Origin of the sequence: Paracoccus sp. MKU1, from assembly GCF_001447385.1 — a bacterium.
Taxonomy (GTDB): domain Bacteria; phylum Pseudomonadota; class Alphaproteobacteria; order Rhodobacterales; family Rhodobacteraceae; genus Paracoccus.
Map to the genome: position 1 here is coordinate 21,638 of NZ_LLWQ01000205.1, position 15,694 is coordinate 37,331.

The window sequence follows — 15,694 nt, forward strand, 5'->3', positions numbered from 1 at the left end:
CATGCGCGGCCATAACCGCCCACCGTTTCCGCCGAGAATCCCCGGAACCGACCTGCGGTCGTGGGACGTGCCGACCGCGATCATCTATCGCCCGGCGCGTTCCGCAATGACATCGGCGCCCCGGCCCAGCTACTGGGTTCTCGAGTTCGAGCCGTCCCGGCCGCCGCAGGTCGAGCCGCTGATGGGATGGACGGCAAGCGGCGACGCCTATCGCCCGATCCGGCTGAAGTTCCCCGACCGGGACAGCGCCGTGGACTTCGCCGAGCGGCAGGACTGGCATTATGTCGTGCGCGAGGACGCTGGGGGAGCCCGGATGGCGAACCCTTGGGCGGGTGAGACGCGCCACCGGCTGCACAGGGGCGTCGATGCCCCGGGAGCCTTCCGGGTCGCGTTCCGCCCCGATCGCCGCCTCTCAAGAGGCGTTCAGCATGAGAGCACGGCCGACCCGTCTACCAGCGACAGGGAGAGTTTCGATCCGGTCCTCGAAGCCTCGCTCGAATCCTTCCCGGCCTCCGATCCGCCGGCCTGGACGGGCGTGACGATAGCCGGGAAAGAACAATGAACGGAATGGCCAGCGCGAGCGAGGATCTGCGGCTTGTTTCCCTATCTTGACAGCGTCGCGCGCCGCTACTCCCCCGTCATCGTATGGGCGGTCATCGGCATGAACGTCGTCGCGTTTCTCTATCAGACCAGCCTGCCGCCGCGCGTGCTGGACTGGTTCCTGTTCGAGTTCGCGCTGGTGCCCTCGCGCTTCTTCGGACAGCTGAGCCTCGTCGCCCCGTCCGACTGGACCCCATTCCTGACCAATATCTTCCTGCACGGGGGCTGGCTGCACCTCATCTTGAACATGTGGACGCTCTGGATCTTCGGCCCCGCCGTCGAAGATCGGCTCGGACCGGGTAGATTCACACTGTTCTATCTGTTCTGTGGTGTAGCGGCCGGACTGGCTCACGCGCTGGCGAACCCCCACTCAGTCGTTCCCGCGCTTGGCGCATCGGGGGCCATCGCGGGCGTGATCGGTTGCTACGCACGCATGTTTCCGGCGGCTCGGCTGGTGGTGATCGTGCCGATTCTGTTCATTCCGCTGTTCTTCGAAGTGCGCGCGTTCATTTTCGCAATGATCTGGTTCTTCATGCAGGTCATTCCCGGCTTTCTGTCGCTCGGCGGCGATCAGGCCACGGGCGGGATCGCCTGGTGGGCGCATATCGGCGGGTTTGTCGCCGGTTGGATTGTCACGCCACTCCTGCGAAGGCGGGCAGCCACCTATCGCCATTATTATCGCGACGAGGGCATCTATGGCTTTCTGCCGGATGGCCGACGGGAAGGGGGACAAGGTCCATGGATATAATGCAGCTTTTCTGGCTGTTCTTCATCATTTCGGCGCTGCAGCCGGTTCTGCAGCGCAGATATCTTGAGGCGATGCGCGTACGCAAGATCGCCAGTATCGAGAAGAAGCGTGCCAGTCGCGTCATCCTGCTGATCCATCGGCAGGAGACGATGAACCTGCTGGGATTCCCCTTGATGCGCTACATCGACGTCAATGATTCGGAGGAAGTCCTGCGCGCGATCCAGATGACCGACGACGAAGTGCCGCTCGACATCGTGCTGCATACACCGGGCGGCCTTGTGCTGGCAGCAACCCAGATCGCTCGGGCCATTCAGGGCCACAAGGGCAAGGTCACCGTGTTCGTACCGCATTACGCGATGTCGGGCGGCACGTTGATCGCGCTTGCCGCCGACGAGATCGTGATGTGCGAGCATTCCGTGCTGGGACCCGTCGATCCGCAACTTGGCCAGTTGCCGGCCGCCTCGCTCCTCAAAGTCGTCGAGGAGAAACCCATCGCCGAGATCGACGACCAGACTCTCATCATGGCCGACGTCGGTCGCAAGGCCATTGCGCAGATCGAGGCGTTCGCGAAGCGTCTTTTGTCCGACAAGATGGACGAGGACCGTGCGGTGGCGCTGGCGGCAAAGCTGGCGACAGGCACCTGGACCCACGATTATCCCATCTCTGCCGAAGAGGCCCGGGACATGGGCCTGCCCGTCAGAACGGACATGCCCAAGGAAATACTGGAGCTGATGACGCTCTATCCGCAGCCGGTTCGGCGCCAGGGCGGTGGCGTGGAATACCTGCCCGAGCCGCGGCAACGAGAGGCGCGCCGCGCCATGTCCACGCGCTGAATGCTTGCATCAGCCGGCCGCCAGGACCGGCTCGTCAACGAAAGGATACAGGATGCCCACGGTCGCTTGCCCGCACTGCAATTCCACCAACAGAGTGCCGCAAGAGCGCCTGACCGATAATCCCAATTGCGGACGCTGCGGCGCGCCCCTCTTTCAAGGCAGGCCCGTCACGCTTACAGCGAGTAATTTTGACCGTCATGCGAATGCCGAACTGCCATTGCTGGTCGATTTCTGGGCTGAGTGGTGCGGGCCATGCAAGATGATGGCGCCCCAATTCGAGGCGGCGGCGCAGTCGCTCGAGCCAAATTTCCGCCTTGGTAAGCTCGATACGGAAGCCGAACAGAAAATCGCCAGCCGCCACGGGATCCGCAGCATCCCCACTATGATCCTGTTCAGGAGCGGGAAGGAAATTGCGAGGACGAGCGGTGCGATGCCTACCGCGCAGATAGCGCTGTGGGCGCGCTCGCACGTCTAGAGTTTACAGGTATTGGCCTTCCCTGCGCCATGCCATCAGGAGAAGAACATGCATGGCGTGACCGGATTTGTCGAGAGTGCGGCCTTGTTGGTCTTTGCCGCGTTCGTGCTCGTGACGATATGTTCACGGATCGGCGTGCCCAGCATTGTCGGTTACATTCTTTCCGGCATAGTCATCGGACCTGCCGGCCTCGGCCTGCTTGCCGAGAACGCTGCCCTGAGCAGCATTGGCGAGATCGGAGTTGTACTCCTGCTGTTCGCGCTTGGCCTGGAATTCTCGTTCGAGAAGCTCGTAAGGCTCAGGAAGCATGTTCGGTCTTGGAGCCGTGCAGGTTGCAGTCACGACGATAACGGTGTCTTTGATAACAATTCTGATCTTCGATCTCGCGCCCGTCCCCGCAATCCTCATCGGCGGGGCCGTTGCCATGTCATCCACGGCCATGTGCCTCAAGGTGCTCGCAAGCGCGAACGCTCTGGGATCCAGAAGCAGATGGCTGCCTACAAGCTGCTGATCATCGACGAGCTGGGCTTCGTGCCGCTCTCAAAGACCGGTGCGGAGTTGCTGTTCGAGCTGATCTCGCAACGCTATGAGCGCGGTGCCACCCTGATCACCAGAAATCTACCCTTCGACGAATGGACGGAAACGCTGGGATCCGAGCGACTGACCGGTGCTCTGCTCAACCGCATCACCCACCACGTCAACATTCTCGAGATGAACGGCGACAGCTACCGTCTCGCTCAAAGCCGCGCCCGAAAGGCCGGCAGAAACCCTCCTCGAAAATCGCCGCCCGCGCCTGCGACCCCCGCTCGGGCCACGTCCTCCCGGCGGTCGCAGGCGCGGGCAAGCTGTGGCCGACTCTTGCTCCGCCCAGTGGCCGGCCTTTACTCCGCCGTTGACAAATACCTATCAATCGGAAAATTCTCCGTCCCATCTCGGGATGCTCCATCAATTTTCTCATCTTGCCGGGACCCCCGGTCTTGAGCGGGAACATAGAGATCGAATTGGCCGCGTGGGCGCTGCGGGTTCGGGCTCCCGTCCATGCGAGTAGATACATGGGTGTGCGATGAAGCTGATGGTGGCAAAGCGGCTCGTTCTTTTCGCTCTGATCTGGCTCGTGCTGACCCGCGCCGACGTTTCGGGCTTCGCCTTCGGTATCGTGGTTGCGGCAGGCTCGACATGGGTTAGCCTCATCCTGCTACCGCCCGGCTCGCATCGCGTGAGTATCGCGGGGATGATCCGGCTCGCTCCCGGATTTTTGCGCAGCTCGCTTCTTGGCGGGATCGACGTCGCCCGCCGCGCGCTTCACCCGCGTATGCCACTCGACGCAGGCTGGATCGCCTATCGCACGAAGCTGCCTAGGGGCCTGCCTAGGGTCTCGTTCGGCAGCGAGACGAGTCTTCTACCAGGCTCGCTGGTGGCTGGCGGACGCGGCGACGTGCTCTACGTCCACTGCCTCGACAGGGGCCAGGACGTGGAAGGGAGCCTGCGCGACGAAGAGGAAAGGATCGCCTCCACGCTTACCGAGGGGGACAGACGAGAGGAGCGGGGGCCATGACCAGTTTTCTCTACCTTGCCGGCCTCATTCTTCTGCTGACCGTGGCGGCGAGCCTTATACGCATCCATATCGGCCCGACGCGCGCCGAGCGCATGATGAGCGCGCAATTGATCGGCACGAGCGGCGTCGGCACGGTGCTGCTTTTAGCCGGCGCCGAAGGAAACGGCGCGATGATCGACGTGGCGCTGGTGCTGGCACTGCTGGCTGCCTTCGCGGCAGTCGCCTTCGTCAAGGCATCGAGCCCGGACGGGGCCGGTGATCCGGAGGAGGACGACAGATGAACCTCGCAGAGGCCTTCACGATTCTGTTCGTCGTCGCCGGCATCTTCTTCTTCGTGGCCGGCACTGTCGGCCTGCTGCGTTTTCCCGACACGCACACGCGGCTTCACGCGCTGACCAAGGCCGACAATCTCGGCCTCGGGCTGATCGCCTTCGGTCTCGCCTTCCGGATGCCCGATGTCTGGGGCGTCGCCAAGCTCGGCCTCGTCTGGCTGCTCGCCGTCTTAGCGGCCGCGACAGTCGCGCAACTGGTTGCCCGCGCCGCGCTCGACCGCCTGCCAGACCTTGACGAGAAGGGAGGCGCCCGGTGACTGCTGCCTTTGTCTTCGACGCCATGCTGTGCCTCCTGTTAGTAGGAACTGCCGTCTCGGCGGTGGCCGGGCGCGATCTCTTCGCCTCGATTGCCTTCTTCGTCACTTACGGCATTCTGATCGGGCTCGCCTGGCTGCGGCTCGGGGCCGTCGACGTGGCGCTGGCGGAGGCCGCGATCGGAGCCGGCCTTACCGGCGTGCTGCTGATCGGAGCGTGGTCGATGCTCCAGCGGCGCTGCGGCGACGGCGGCAATGATCCCGCCATGCCGGTGTTGCCGAAGCTCGCCGCCGCCGCTGTGTCCGTAACGGTGACGGGAATGCTCGCGCTCGCCGTGCTCGCGCTCCCGGTAGGGGCGCCGGGCCTCGTTCCTCTCGTCACTGAGAACCTCTCTGAATCCGGCGTCGGAAATCCCGTTACGGCGGTGCTCCTCAACTTCCGCGCGTATGACACACTGATGGAAAGCATCGTGCTGCTGATCGCGCTGGTCGCGGTCTGGGCGCTCACGCCGAAGGAGCTTTGGGGCGGCGTGCCAGGCCTGCGCCAGCATGCGCGCCCGGACGGCGTGCTCGCGACCTTCGGCCGCTTGCTGCCGCCACTCGGCCTCGTGGTCGCCGTCTATGTAGTCTGGGCGGGCAGCGAAATGCCCGGCGGCGCGTTCCAGGCCGGCACCATCCTCGCCGCCGTCTGGCTGCTGGTCGTCATGGCCGGCATTGCCGAAGAGCCGCGCATGTCGAGTCGGCTCCTGCGCCTCGCCCTCGTCGTCGGGCCGGCCGTGTTCCTCGGCGTCGGCCTCGTCGGCGCGGCTTTCGGCAGCTTCCTGGGCCTGCCCGTCGATTTCGCCAAGGCGCTGATCCTGGCAATCGAGTTCGCGCTGACCTTTTCCATTGCCGTCACGCTCGCCCTTCTCGTCGCCGGCACGCCGAGGGAGGGAACGTGAGATGATGCTGTCGACCGCTACCCTCTACGCCCTTTGCGGCGCCGCGATGATTGGCATCGGCGTCTACGGCTTCATCGTGCGTGCCCATCTCCTGCGGCGGGTGCTGGCCTTCAACGTCATCGGCAGCGGCGTCTTCCTCTTTCTCGGCGCGCTCGGCTACCGCGCTCCGCAAGCCGGGGCTGATCCCGTGCCCCACGCTCTCATCATCACGGGGATCGTTGTGGCTCTGTCGCTGACCGCGCTCGCGGTAGCGCTGGTGCTGAAGCACGCGGAGGAGGCCGGCCGCGCTGTGCTGCCGGAAGAGGACCGGGAGGAGACGTGATGGGTGCTCTCCTTACGCTGCCGCTTCTGGAACTCACCGTCGGCCTGCCGCTGGCCGCGACCCTGCTTGCCATTGTGTCGGGCAGGTTCTCGTCCGGTCTCGTCCTCGGGATTGGTCCAGCAATGCTTGCGCTCGCGGTGCTGCTTTGCCTTGCGGTTGGCAGTCACGGACCGCTGGAGGTGGCTGTCGGCGGCTGGGCCGTGCCGCTCGGCATCGCGCTCGGCGCGGACGGGCTTTCGGCCGTCTTCGTGATGACTGGCGCGATCATCATGCCCGCCGTAGCGCTCTTTGCGCGCCGCGCCTTCGGCTCCGATCCAGCCGAGACGACGCAGAGCTTCACCTTCTGGCCGCTGTTTTTCGCCATGTGGGCAGCGCTCAACGCGATCTTCGTCGGGCGCGACCTGTTCAACTTCTATGTCGCTTTGGAGCTTTTGACCCTCACCGCAGTGGCTATGGTCGCCTATGGCGGCACCGCGGCCGCACTGCGCTACATGATCTTCGCCCTGATGGGCTCGCTCGCCTATATGACTGGTGTCGCTCTGCTCTACGCCTCGGCCGCCACGCTTGACATCGGCCTGCTTAGCGAAGCTATCGAGCCCGACCGCGCCGTCGTCCTCGCCGGCGGGCTGATGACGGCCGGGCTTCTGGCGAAGACTGCGCTGTTCCCGCTTCATGCCTGGCTGCCGCCCGCGCACGGCAATGCGCCAGCGCCGGCGAGCGCGCTGCTCTCGGCGCTGGTGGTGAAGGCGTCGTTCTTCATCATCGTGCGCATCTGGTTCCACGTGATGCCGGACGCGCAAAGCCCGTGGCTCGTGCAGACGCTGGGCCTCCTAGGCGCGTGTGCGGTCATCTATGGCTCGCTGCTCGCCATCCGCCAGGGCCGGCTCAAGCTCGTGATCGCCTATTCGACCGTGGCTCAGATCGGCTATCTGTTCTTCATCTTTCCGCTCGCGGACGGCTCGGCCTTCGCGCTGCCCTGGGCGGCCGGCGCGTGGACCGGCGGCATCTTCCATGCGCTCTCGCACGCTTTCGCCAAGGCCGCCCTGTTCCTCGCGGCCGGCCTGATCATCGAGGCGCTCGGGCATGACCGGATCGCCGACATGAAGGGCATCGCCCGCGCCCTGCCGATGACGATGGCCGCCTTCGGTCTCGCGGCGCTCTCGATCATGGGCCTGCCGCCGTCCGGCGGCTTCATGGCCAAGTATCTGATGCTGACCTCCGCGCTCGCCGGCGGCCAGATCTTCTACGCGCTGGTGATGATCGCCGGCGGACTCCTGGCGGTGATCTACCTGTTCCGGCCGCTCAATGCGGCCTTTGCAGGCAGTCATGTGCCCGAAATCGCGCCGGTCCCCAAGGCGCGGCAAACGATCCCGCTGGCGCTGGCGCTGATCGCGACAATTATCGGCCTGGCATCGAGTATTCCCTATCAGTTCCTTCAGATCGGCCTGCCCGAAGTGTTGGAGGGAGGGACGGAATGACACAGGCACTTCCCATCGCCCTGATGGCCTGCGCCTTCGCGCCGTCCTTCATCTGCTTCTTCCTCGCGGAGGAGCGCACGCGGCTGCGCAACTCAATCAACATCGCCGGCGCGCTCCTGAAGCTGGTGCTGATCGCCTTCCTGCTCGAGGGCGTGGCGCGCGGCATGGTCTACGAGACGCGGCTGCAATTCGTTCCCGGTCTCTATCTGCTGTTGCGGGTCGACGCTCTCGCGCTGCTGTTTGTGACGCTGTCCGCCTTCCTGTGGCTCGTCACCACTGTCTATGCGATCGCCTATTTCGGTGGGAAGCCGAACCTGTCGCGCTTCTTCGCCTTCTTCAACCTTTGCGTGACGGCCACCACCGGCATCGCCCTGTCCGGCTCGCTCATCACCTTCTTCCTGTTCTACGAACTGCTGACGCTCTCGACATGGCCTCTCGTCGTCCATAAGGGCGACGAGAAATCCATGGCCGCCGGCCGCTCCTATCTCGCCTACACCATGGCCGGAAGTGCTGCGCTGCTGTTCGGCATCGTGTGGCTGGAAGGCATGACCGGCCCGGTCGAGTTCGCGCGTCCCGGTGCGCTCGCGAACATCGACGACTGGACCTTGCGCGCGATCTTCTTCCTTTGCGTCGGCGGGCTGGGGGTGAAGGCGGCGCTGGTGCCGTTCCACGGATGGCTACCGCAGGCCATGGCCGCGCCGGCGCCGGTGAGCGCGCTGCTCCATGCCGTGGCTGTCGTGAAGGCCGGCGCGTTCGGCATCGTGCGCTTCATCTACGACATCTACGGCATCGAGCGCGTGGCCGAGCTTTCGCTGGGGCTGACGCTGGCGGTGCTCGCCTCGCTGACCATTGTTTACGGCTCGGTCCGCGCACTCCAGCAGACGGACATCAAGCGCCGGCTCGCCTTCTCTACCGTCAGCCAGGTCTCCTACATCGTGCTCGGCGCGAGCCTGGCCGGTCCTTTCGCCACTATCGGCGGGCTCGTCCACCTCGTCCACCAGGGCCTGATGAAGATCACGCTGTTCTTTACAGCAGGTGCGCTCGCTGAGCGGCTCGGCATCACCTCCATTGACCAGCTCGACGGTGCAGGACGGCGCATGCCGGTGACGATGCTCGCCTTTACCGTCGGCGCGCTCGGCATGATCGGCGTGCCGCCGGTCGCCGGCTTTGTGTCCAAATGGTATCTCGGCATCGGCGGCCTCCAGGCGGGCCAGCCCTGGGTGATCCTCGTGCTGGCCACCTCCAGCCTGCTCAACGCCGCCTATTTCCTGCCGCTGGTCTATCGCGCGTGGTTCCGTCCGCCGGCGGGCGACCCGCCGCGCGAAGGCATTATCGAAGCACCGGCAGCGCTCATCCTGCCCGGTGCGGTGACGGCGCTCGCGTCGCTCGGCGCGGGTCTGCTCGCCGCCTTCGCGCTCAGCCCGCTCGGCTGGTCGACGCTGATTGTGGAAAGGGTCTATCTGCCATGATTCTTTCGTATGGTGCGCTCTGGCTAATTCCTGTCCTCGCCTTGCCACTGACGCTGGCGGTGGCCGCCCACCTGCCGGCGATGCGGCCACATAGCCTGTCGCTGCTGCCGCTGGCGCCGCTGCCGGCCCTCGCTACGGCGCTGTTCGCGCCCGAGGGGAGCGCATTCGAAGCCCCCGACCTGCTGCTCGGCGCGCAGCTTGCGCTCGAAGGCAATGCCCGGCTGTTCCTCGGCTTCGCGGCATTCCTGTGGACCGCCGCCGGCATCTTCGCGCGCACTTACATGCGCGGCGACGAGCGGGCCGGCGGCTTCGCAGCACTGTGGTGCCTTACGCTTGCTGGCAATTTCGGCGTGTTCCTCGCAGCCGACGTCGCAACCTTCTATGTGAGCTTCGCCTGCGTTTCGCTCGCCGCCTATCCGCTAGTCGTCCATACGCGCTCAGCAAAGGCGATGCGTGCGGGCCTCGTCTACATTGTGCTGGCGCTGGCCGGCGAGACCGCTCTGCTACTCGGCTTCATGCTGGCCGCGTCCAGCGCGGAGACGCTGCTGATCGCGGACATGCGCGAATCGATGGTCGACTCGCCGTGGCAGGGGGCGGTCCTTACGCTTCTTGTCGCCGGCTTCGGCATCAAGGCGGGCCTTGTGCCGCTACATGTTTGGCTGCCTCTCGCTCATCCTGCGGCCCCGACACCTGCGTCGGCCGTTCTGTCGGGCGCGATCGTCAAGGCCGGGATATTCGGGCTTATCCAGTTCCTGCCGTTCGGGGTCGACCTACGCTTCTGGCACGAGGCGCTGTTGTGGGCCGGACTCGCCACCGCCTTCTACGGCGTAGCGATCGGGCTGACGCAACAGAACCCAAAGACCGTGCTCGCCTATTCGACCGTCAGCCAGATGGGTCTCGTGGTTGCCGTGCTGGCGACGGCACTCCAACAGGGCTCGCCAGAAATCGCGCTCGCCTCGGCGAGCTTCTACGCCCTTCATCACGGTCTCGCCAAGGGCGCGCTGTTCATGGGCGTCGGCGTCGTGGGCGCGAGCGGGAAGCGGTCGCTCGTGCCGGTGCTGGCGACGCTCACCCTACCCGCGCTGTCGCTCGCCGGTCTGCCGCTCACCGGCGGGGCGCTGGCCAAGCTCGGCGCAAAGCCACCTCTCGGCGGCGGCGCGGCGGAACTCCTGTTCACGCTCTCTGCCGTCGGCACCGCAATGCTGATGCTTCGCTTCATGCTCAAGGTCGCCGCGACCGGCAGCCACGAGCCTGACGCGCGACCGGCAGCCGGCCTGCTCGTTCCATGGCTGGCGACCGTGGCGGCGGGCCTGATCGTGCCATGGTTGCTGTTCACAGGCGTCACCGGCCTGCCGGCCGCCTATCCGCTCGCGCCGGACAGCCTTCTGTCCGCCTTCTGGCCGGCGGCGGCGGCCGGTGTCGTTGGCGCCTTGGTGGCGGTCGCACGGCTGGGTGCTCCAGGTATTCCCGAAGGCGACCTGCTCATTCCGACCACTGACACCGGTGCACGCCTTCTGTCGATGATTCCGGCACGGCCGCATTGGATCGCCGCGCTCAGGCTTCCCGAAAAGCGTCTCATGCTCGACCGCGTGGCGGGTGAATGGGCGTCGCGGGCGGAGCGCCTGTTGTCGCGATGGTCGATAAGCGGAGCACTTCTCCTGATGCTGGTGATCCTGGCCACGCTATGAAGCAGTGGAGAGGCGAAACGCGAGACGCGGACATCGGCAGACATACAGTCGCGAACGCCGCGCAGGTCTTGAATCGGCGAGAAGCCATACTAAATCGAAATCGCCGGCCGCCCCGCATGGGGGCAGGCACAAGTCCGGGAGGCGTGCCGCCAAGACATCCCCGGTACTGCTTGTATCCATGTTTGTTGGATGTCACTGAGAACTGACCCAGCCACGATAGAAAATGTCACTGAGAATTGACCCATGTGGAACCCTCCCCCTGACGGGATTTGTCGCCAGCCGCCAGGGGCCACCCTCGCGCGCGATCTCGGTCATCGCGTTGTAGGCCTGGTAGGCATCGCATTGCAGGAACCGGCCCCGATACCCGGCGAGGAAGTTCAGCGGATGCTCCTTGCCCCGACCGGGGGCGTAATGAAACAGCACGATGGGCGGGCCGACACCGCCATGGCCGCGATCGTCGGACACCACGGCCCAGAAATAGCCGCTCTTCGTGGTTTTGCGCCCCGGATCCAGCACCGGCGCGCGGGTCTCGTCGACGAAGATGCGATCGGCCCGGCGCAGATGGGCCTGCATGTGCCGGATGATCGGCAGCAGGTGGAAGCAGGCGCGGCCGACCCAGTTGCCGAGCGTCCCGCGGTCGAGATCGATGCCCTGCCGCTTGAAGATCCCGGCCTGGCGATAGAACGGCAGATGGTCGCCGAACTTCGAGACCATGATCCAGGCGATGAGCTGCTCCGTGGGCAGCCCGCCGGGCACGACATGCTCGGGGGCATGGGCTTGCCCCATGCCCTGCGAGCAGCGCCGGCAGGCGTATTTCGGGCGCCGCGTCACCAGCACCCGGAACCGGGCCGGGATGACGTCCAGTCGCTCGGACACGTCCTCGCCGATCCGGGCCATCTCGCCACAGCCGCAGGGGCACAGGATGCTGGCAGGCTCGATCACCCGCTCGATCCGCGGCAGATGCGGCGGAAGGTTCCCCCGGTTGCGCCGGGGCTTGCGGGGCGCACCCGTGCCCTTGGCAGCCCTCAGGGCGGCCTCGGCCTTTTCCTGTGCCGCCTCGAGCACGCCCTGGGCCAGTTCGGCATCCTCGAGTGGCAGATTGAACTGGTCGGGCGACAGCTTCTCGGAGCTTTTGCCGAACTTCTCGCGTTGCGCCGTGCGCACGATGTCTTCCAGCCGGCGATTGGCCTCCTGCACCTCGGTCAGCACCGCCTCGACCTCGGCCAGGCGAGCCTTCAGCAGAGCGTTTTCGCGGGCGAGAGCGGCAGCATCCATGGGGTGAAGTGAATCATGGAGCGAGGTATATGACCAGTAAAAACAGGGCTTTCCCGCACCATCACGCTCACCCTGCTGCCAGCGGACGACGCGCCCGCTCCGGCCGGACCAGTCGCCAGTCCAGCCCCTCGAACAAGGCGGCGAGTTGCGCGGAGGACATCCGCATCACCCCGTCCCGCACCTGCGGCCAGACGAATTTCCCGCCCTCCAGCCGCTTGTGAACCAGCACCATCCCGGTCTGATCCCAGGCCAGCAACTTGATCCTGTCCGCGCGTTTCGATCGGAACACAAAGACCGCCCCGCAGAACGGGTCGAGCCCGAACATCTCCTGCACCGCCAGCGCCAGGCCATCGATGCCCTTGCGAAAGTCCACCGGCCGTGTCGCCACGAAGACCTTTACCGGCCCGCTCTGGCCGAACATCACGATGCCGCAGCCCGGGCCGCGCGGATCGCCCGAGCCAACTGGCCCTCATTGGCGTCAGCACCGGCGCGGATCACGACATCGCCCACAACGATCTCCAGATCGAACCCGGCATGGGCCTGAACCGCAGGCGGCGAGGGATCCTCGACGACCAGTTCGGCAAAAGCAGGCAGCGCCGCCATGCTCTCGGGAACCAGCAATTCCCCCGCCCGCAGCTTCTTGCGCCAGTCATAGATCTGCCAGCGGGTCGCGCCATGCCGGCGCGCGACATCGGCCACCGTCACCCCGGGCATCAGGCTTTCCACTGCGATTCGCGCCCGCTCGCCCTTCGTGCGTCGGCGCCGACCGCTGGGTCCCTCAATCACCTCAAGCCGGGAAACCCCACCGTCGATCGAGCCGTCCAAATGGACGCCCATTTTGCCGTCTATCTCCAAAACCACCCCTCCGCGCCATGCCCACCCGCGGAGAATGGACCGATCAGATCAGCAGCGGCAGGAGGAGAGCGCCGTGGCGCTTACAAGCGACACAAATCGGACGCGTGGAACTGGCGGTTCGCAGTAGGTGCGGCTTGCATCTGTCTCAGCAATTCGCGCTCTTCGGGGTCCGCTATTGGTCTCGCGGGCGGCTTGACCCAGTCGCATGACCTTCGGCACCGGGAGCCACTGAAGTACCGCTCGCAGCGTTAGCGAAGGCGAGAAGCGCGGAGACCCCAGCTATCGCAGCGGTTCTCGCCTTCGCGGTTACGGAAAGCATCGAGGAAGAATGGGCGGAAAGCGGACGGTCGGGTGAGCGGTGAGAACATCTTTCAGATGTGCCTACCGCCCCCGAGTGTTAGGCCGCCGTCCACATTCCACCCGCCCCATTCGAGCGGACACACGCGCGGATGAAACGCATTCCTGCAAGTCCGTCCTCGGCGGTAGCCAGCGCTCGCGTCGACGCCAAGCCCTTACCTTCGATCAGATCCGCCGCATCGGCGTATAGAGTTGCGAACGCCTCCAGATAACCCTCGGGATGGCCGGACGGTATGCGGCTTGGCGTTTGGGTCAAGCCGTCACCGCGGCGCAGCAGGCGGGTCGTGTCGCCAAGCGGGGTGAATTCGAGCAGATCAGGGTCTTCCTGATCCCATGCCAGCCCCCCCCTTTCGCCGGCGATGCGGAACCGCAGCGCGTTTTTGGTGCCGGGGGCGATCTGGCTTGCCCAGATCATCCCCTTCGCGCCGCCGTCGAAACGCAAGAGGACTGCCGCGTTGTCATCCAGCCGCCGTCCCGGCTCGAAGGCGGTGAGGTCGGCAAGAACGGCCTGAACTCCAAGCCCCGAAACAAATGTGGCGAGATTTACGGCATGCGTTCCGATATCCGCGATGCAGCCGCCCTCGCCCGACAAGCCGGGATCGGTGCGCCAGACGGCCTGTTTCTGCCCGCTCTGTTCCACGGGTCCGGCCAGCCAGTCCTGCAAGTATTCCACCTGCACGTGACGCACCGCCCCGATTGCCCCTTCGGCGATCATCCGGCGCGCCTCGCGCACCATCGGATAGCCTGTATAGGTCTGGGTCAGCACGAAGGGCACGGATGTTTCGGCTGCCAGCGCAGCCAGTTCCTCGGCCTCGGGAAGCGTCGCGGTCATCGGCTTGTCGCAGATCACTGCAATGCCTGCCCGCAGGAAGGCCGTCGCCACCTTGGCATGAAGGTGGTTCGGCGTGACGATCGCCACCGCAGCGATCCCGTCAGGACGGGCTGCCTCGGCCAAAGCCATCTGCGCGAAATCGGAATAGCTGCGGTCGGGCGCAATGCCGAGATCCGCCGCCGAAGCCGCGGCCCGTGCCGGGTCGGAGGACAGCGCCCCCGCAACCAACTCCCACCGCCCATCCAGCCTTGCGGCCATGCGGTGGACCCCGCCGATGAAGGCCCCTTGTCCTCCGCCGACCATGCCCAGTTTCAGTGTCATGACCGGATCCCCAGCATTGCGTCCAGCACCGCCTGATCGGCCCTCCCGCCTGCGAAATCGTCGAAGGCCTGCCCCGTCACCTCGATCAGATGACGGGCGATAAAGGGCGCACCCTCGGCGGCACCCTGCGCCGGGGATTTCAGGAAGCACTCCCATTCCATCACCGCCCAGCCGCGATAGCCGTGCTGGGTCAGCCGCGTGAAGACGGCCGGAAAATCCACCTGCCCGTCGCCAAGGCTGCGGAAACGCCCCGCCCGTTCCACCCAGGGCGAATAGCCGGAATAGACGCCCTGCCGACCATCGGGGCGGAACTCGGCGTCCTTGACGTGGAACGCCGAGATACGGTCGTGATAGATGTCGATGAAGGCCAGATAATCCATCGCCTGTAACAGGAAGTGCGACGGGTCGTAGTTGATCCTCGCGCGGGGGTGTTCGGCCACGGCAGAGAGGAACCTCTCCCAGCTTGCGCCGTCAAACACATCCTCTCCGGGGTGCAGTTCGAAGCCGATATCGACACCCGCATCGTCATAGGCATCAAGGATGGGGGTCCAGCGGCGGGCAAGTTCGGCGAATGCCGTCTCGACCAGTCCGGCGGGGCGCTGCGGCCAAGGATAGAGATAGGGGAAGGCCAGCGATCCGGTGAAGCTGACCGTTCCCGAAAGCCCCAGACGCCGCGCCGCCGTTGCGGCCTTGGTCACCTGATCGACCGCCCATGCCTGCCGTGCGCCGGGATTGCCCCGCACCGTTTCCGGCGCGAAGGCATCGAAAGCCGCGTCATAGGCGGGATTCACCGCGACCAACTGTCCTTGCAAGTGCGTGGACAGTTCCGTGATGGCGATGCCCGCTTCGGCGCAAATGCCCACCACCTCGTCAGCATAGGTCTGACTTTCGGCGCAGAGGTTCAGATCGAACAACCGCCGATCCCAGGACGGGATCTGCACGCCTTTGTAGCCCAGCCCTGCCGCCCAGGCCGTGATCGCGGGCAGGCTGTCGAAGGGTGCATCATTCCCCGCGAATTGCGCCAGAAAGATGCCCGGACCCTTGATCGCACTGCCCGTCATGCCGCCCTCTCCGACAGCATGGTCAGGGGCCGGATCTCCACCGGACAGGCCAGCAGACGGTCAAGCTGCGAAACCAGCGGTTGCAGATGCGGCATCGCCAGATGCGCGTCCAGCGCCGCGCGGTCGGTCCAGTTCTCGTAGAAGACAAAGACGCAAGGATCGGCAGCATCGACGTGGAAGTCGTAGTTGATGCAACCCGCCTCGGCCCGCGTCGGCGCCACTAGCGCCATCAGCAGCGATGCCAGTTCCTCGCGCGTTTCCTGGCGGGCGGTGAGGGTTCCGATGATCGTATACATGG

The 15,694-nt window shown here is 65.4% G+C and carries 18 protein-coding genes and 2 pseudogenes; 14 read left to right on the top strand and 6 right to left on the bottom strand.

The features are described 5' to 3' along the window. The first annotated feature begins 1 nt into the window (after position 1). From AQY21_RS19920 to AQY21_RS19980, 14 genes and pseudogenes are all read left to right on the top strand, one after another. Positions 2 to 562: an NADH dehydrogenase ubiquinone Fe-S protein 4 gene (locus AQY21_RS19920; protein WP_058099339.1), complete on the top strand. Its 561-nt coding sequence runs from the start codon at positions 2 to 4 to the stop codon at positions 560 to 562. Between the two features lie 33 nt (positions 563 to 595). Continuing rightward, entirely contained in the window at positions 596 to 1,348 is a 753-nt protein-coding gene (locus tag AQY21_RS19925; protein WP_058099340.1) for a rhomboid family intramembrane serine protease, read from the top strand. Further along, complete coding sequence (locus AQY21_RS19930) at positions 1,339 to 2,181, top strand: ATP-dependent Clp protease proteolytic subunit (RefSeq protein ID WP_058099341.1); 843 nt, start codon at positions 1,339 to 1,341, stop codon at positions 2,179 to 2,181. The genes AQY21_RS19925 and AQY21_RS19930 overlap by 10 nt, the downstream gene beginning before the upstream one ends. A gap of 52 nt (positions 2,182 to 2,233) precedes the next feature. Further along, positions 2,234 to 2,656 carry a thioredoxin TrxC gene (gene trxC / locus AQY21_RS19935; protein ID WP_058099342.1) on the top strand — a complete coding sequence of 141 codons (423 nt, stop codon included), beginning with the start codon at positions 2,234 to 2,236 and terminating at the stop codon, positions 2,654 to 2,656. A 48-nt stretch (positions 2,657 to 2,704) separates the two neighbouring features. Beyond that, positions 2,705 to 2,905, top strand: a pseudogene (locus AQY21_RS29885) (cation:proton antiporter); the annotation flags it as partial. A gap of 231 nt (positions 2,906 to 3,136) precedes the next feature. Then, a pseudogene (locus tag AQY21_RS29890) lies at positions 3,137 to 3,418 on the top strand (ATP-binding protein); the annotation flags it as partial. 301 nt (positions 3,419 to 3,719) lie between these two features. Next, entirely contained in the window at positions 3,720 to 4,211 is a 492-nt protein-coding gene (locus tag AQY21_RS19945; protein ID WP_058099343.1) for a Na+/H+ antiporter subunit E, read from the top strand. Next, positions 4,208 to 4,492 (top strand): monovalent cation/H+ antiporter complex subunit F, encoded by a 285-nt coding sequence (locus AQY21_RS19950; RefSeq protein WP_036698449.1) that lies wholly within the window; start codon positions 4,208 to 4,210, stop codon positions 4,490 to 4,492. The genes AQY21_RS19945 and AQY21_RS19950 overlap by 4 nt, the downstream gene beginning before the upstream one ends. After that, positions 4,489 to 4,800 (top strand): monovalent cation/H(+) antiporter subunit G, encoded by a 312-nt coding sequence (locus AQY21_RS19955; protein WP_058099344.1) that lies wholly within the window; start codon positions 4,489 to 4,491, stop codon positions 4,798 to 4,800. Before AQY21_RS19950 ends, AQY21_RS19955 begins: the two co-directional genes overlap by 4 nt. Continuing rightward, positions 4,797 to 5,738 carry a hydrogenase subunit MbhD domain-containing protein gene (locus tag AQY21_RS19960; RefSeq protein WP_058099345.1) on the top strand — a complete coding sequence of 314 codons (942 nt, stop codon included), beginning with the start codon at positions 4,797 to 4,799 and terminating at the stop codon, positions 5,736 to 5,738. Before AQY21_RS19955 ends, AQY21_RS19960 begins: the two co-directional genes overlap by 4 nt. A gap of 1 nt (position 5,739) precedes the next feature. Next, positions 5,740 to 6,060 (top strand): cation:proton antiporter subunit C, encoded by a 321-nt coding sequence (locus tag AQY21_RS19965; RefSeq protein ID WP_198019360.1) that lies wholly within the window; start codon positions 5,740 to 5,742, stop codon positions 6,058 to 6,060. Further along, the gene (locus AQY21_RS19970) at positions 6,060 to 7,538 is read left to right on the top strand and encodes a complex I subunit 5 family protein (protein WP_058099346.1); all 1,479 of its coding nucleotides are present in this window, start codon (positions 6,060 to 6,062) and stop codon (positions 7,536 to 7,538) included. Before AQY21_RS19965 ends, AQY21_RS19970 begins: the two co-directional genes overlap by 1 nt. Further along, entirely contained in the window at positions 7,535 to 9,007 is a 1,473-nt protein-coding gene (locus AQY21_RS19975) for a proton-conducting transporter membrane subunit (RefSeq protein ID WP_058099347.1), read from the top strand. Before AQY21_RS19970 ends, AQY21_RS19975 begins: the two co-directional genes overlap by 4 nt. After that, positions 9,004 to 10,695, top strand: coding sequence for a complex I subunit 5 family protein (locus AQY21_RS19980; RefSeq protein ID WP_058099348.1), 1,692 nt, complete (start codon positions 9,004 to 9,006; stop codon positions 10,693 to 10,695). Before AQY21_RS19975 ends, AQY21_RS19980 begins: the two co-directional genes overlap by 4 nt. A 192-nt stretch (positions 10,696 to 10,887) precedes the next feature. On the opposite strand, the gene AQY21_RS19985 is transcribed toward AQY21_RS19980, so the two are convergent. The 6 genes from AQY21_RS19985 to AQY21_RS20010 form a co-directional block, all read right to left on the bottom strand. Then, the gene (locus AQY21_RS19985) at positions 10,888 to 11,970 is read right to left on the bottom strand and encodes an IS66 family transposase (RefSeq protein WP_203416583.1); all 1,083 of its coding nucleotides are present in this window, start codon (positions 11,968 to 11,970) and stop codon (positions 10,888 to 10,890) included. 67 nt (positions 11,971 to 12,037) lie between these two features. After that, a complete protein-coding gene (gene tnpB / locus AQY21_RS19990) occupies positions 12,038 to 12,391 on the bottom strand; it encodes an IS66 family insertion sequence element accessory protein TnpB (RefSeq protein ID WP_058099349.1) in 354 nt (117 codons plus the stop codon). Then, positions 12,391 to 12,807: a transposase gene (locus AQY21_RS19995; RefSeq protein ID WP_065169967.1), complete on the bottom strand. Its 417-nt coding sequence runs from the start codon at positions 12,805 to 12,807 to the stop codon at positions 12,391 to 12,393. Before AQY21_RS19995 ends, tnpB begins: the two co-directional genes overlap by 1 nt. A gap of 415 nt (positions 12,808 to 13,222) precedes the next feature. After that, positions 13,223 to 14,335 carry a Gfo/Idh/MocA family protein gene (locus tag AQY21_RS20000; RefSeq protein WP_058099351.1) on the bottom strand — a complete coding sequence of 371 codons (1,113 nt, stop codon included), beginning with the start codon at positions 14,333 to 14,335 and terminating at the stop codon, positions 13,223 to 13,225. After that, on the bottom strand, positions 14,332 to 15,396 hold the full coding sequence (locus AQY21_RS20005; RefSeq protein ID WP_058099352.1) for a sugar phosphate isomerase/epimerase: 1,065 nt from the start codon (positions 15,394 to 15,396) through the stop codon (positions 14,332 to 14,334). The genes AQY21_RS20000 and AQY21_RS20005 overlap by 4 nt, the downstream gene beginning before the upstream one ends. Beyond that, positions 15,393 to 15,692 (bottom strand): putative quinol monooxygenase, encoded by a 300-nt coding sequence (locus tag AQY21_RS20010; protein WP_058099353.1) that lies wholly within the window; start codon positions 15,690 to 15,692, stop codon positions 15,393 to 15,395. Before AQY21_RS20010 ends, AQY21_RS20005 begins: the two co-directional genes overlap by 4 nt. Positions 15,693 to 15,694: the final 2 nt, after the last annotated feature.

Bases quoted from the DNA above. Each gene is read 5' to 3' on its own strand.
- AQY21_RS19975 (WP_058099347.1), top strand. From the start codon at position 7,535: ATGACACAGGCACTTCCCATCGCCCTGATGGCCTGCGCCTTCGCGCCG.
- AQY21_RS20000 (WP_058099351.1), bottom strand. From the start codon at position 14,335: ATGACACTGAAACTGGGCATGGTCGGCGGAGGACAAGGGGCCTTCATC.
- AQY21_RS19955 (WP_058099344.1), top strand. From the start codon at position 4,489: ATGAACCTCGCAGAGGCCTTCACGATTCTGTTCGTCGTCGCCGGCATC.
- AQY21_RS19970 (WP_058099346.1), top strand. From the start codon at position 6,060: ATGGGTGCTCTCCTTACGCTGCCGCTTCTGGAACTCACCGTCGGCCTG.
- AQY21_RS19945 (WP_058099343.1), top strand. From the start codon at position 3,720: ATGAAGCTGATGGTGGCAAAGCGGCTCGTTCTTTTCGCTCTGATCTGG.
- AQY21_RS19995 (WP_065169967.1), bottom strand. From the start codon at position 12,807: ATGGGCGTCCATTTGGACGGCTCGATCGACGGTGGGGTTTCCCGGCTT.
- AQY21_RS20010 (WP_058099353.1), bottom strand. From the start codon at position 15,692: ATGTATACGATCATCGGAACCCTCACCGCCCGCCAGGAAACGCGCGAG.
- AQY21_RS19930 (WP_058099341.1), top strand. From the start codon at position 1,339: ATGGATATAATGCAGCTTTTCTGGCTGTTCTTCATCATTTCGGCGCTG.
- AQY21_RS19965 (WP_198019360.1), top strand. From the start codon at position 5,740: ATGATGCTGTCGACCGCTACCCTCTACGCCCTTTGCGGCGCCGCGATG.
- AQY21_RS19920 (WP_058099339.1), top strand. From the start codon at position 2: ATGCGCGGCCATAACCGCCCACCGTTTCCGCCGAGAATCCCCGGAACC.
- AQY21_RS20005 (WP_058099352.1), bottom strand. From the start codon at position 15,396: ATGACGGGCAGTGCGATCAAGGGTCCGGGCATCTTTCTGGCGCAATTC.
- AQY21_RS19980 (WP_058099348.1), top strand. From the start codon at position 9,004: ATGATTCTTTCGTATGGTGCGCTCTGGCTAATTCCTGTCCTCGCCTTG.
- trxC (WP_058099342.1), top strand. From the start codon at position 2,234: ATGCCCACGGTCGCTTGCCCGCACTGCAATTCCACCAACAGAGTGCCG.
- tnpB (WP_058099349.1), bottom strand. From the start codon at position 12,391: ATGTTCGGCCAGAGCGGGCCGGTAAAGGTCTTCGTGGCGACACGGCCG.
- AQY21_RS19950 (WP_036698449.1), top strand. From the start codon at position 4,208: ATGACCAGTTTTCTCTACCTTGCCGGCCTCATTCTTCTGCTGACCGTG.
- AQY21_RS19985 (WP_203416583.1), bottom strand. From the start codon at position 11,970: ATGGATGCTGCCGCTCTCGCCCGCGAAAACGCTCTGCTGAAGGCTCGC.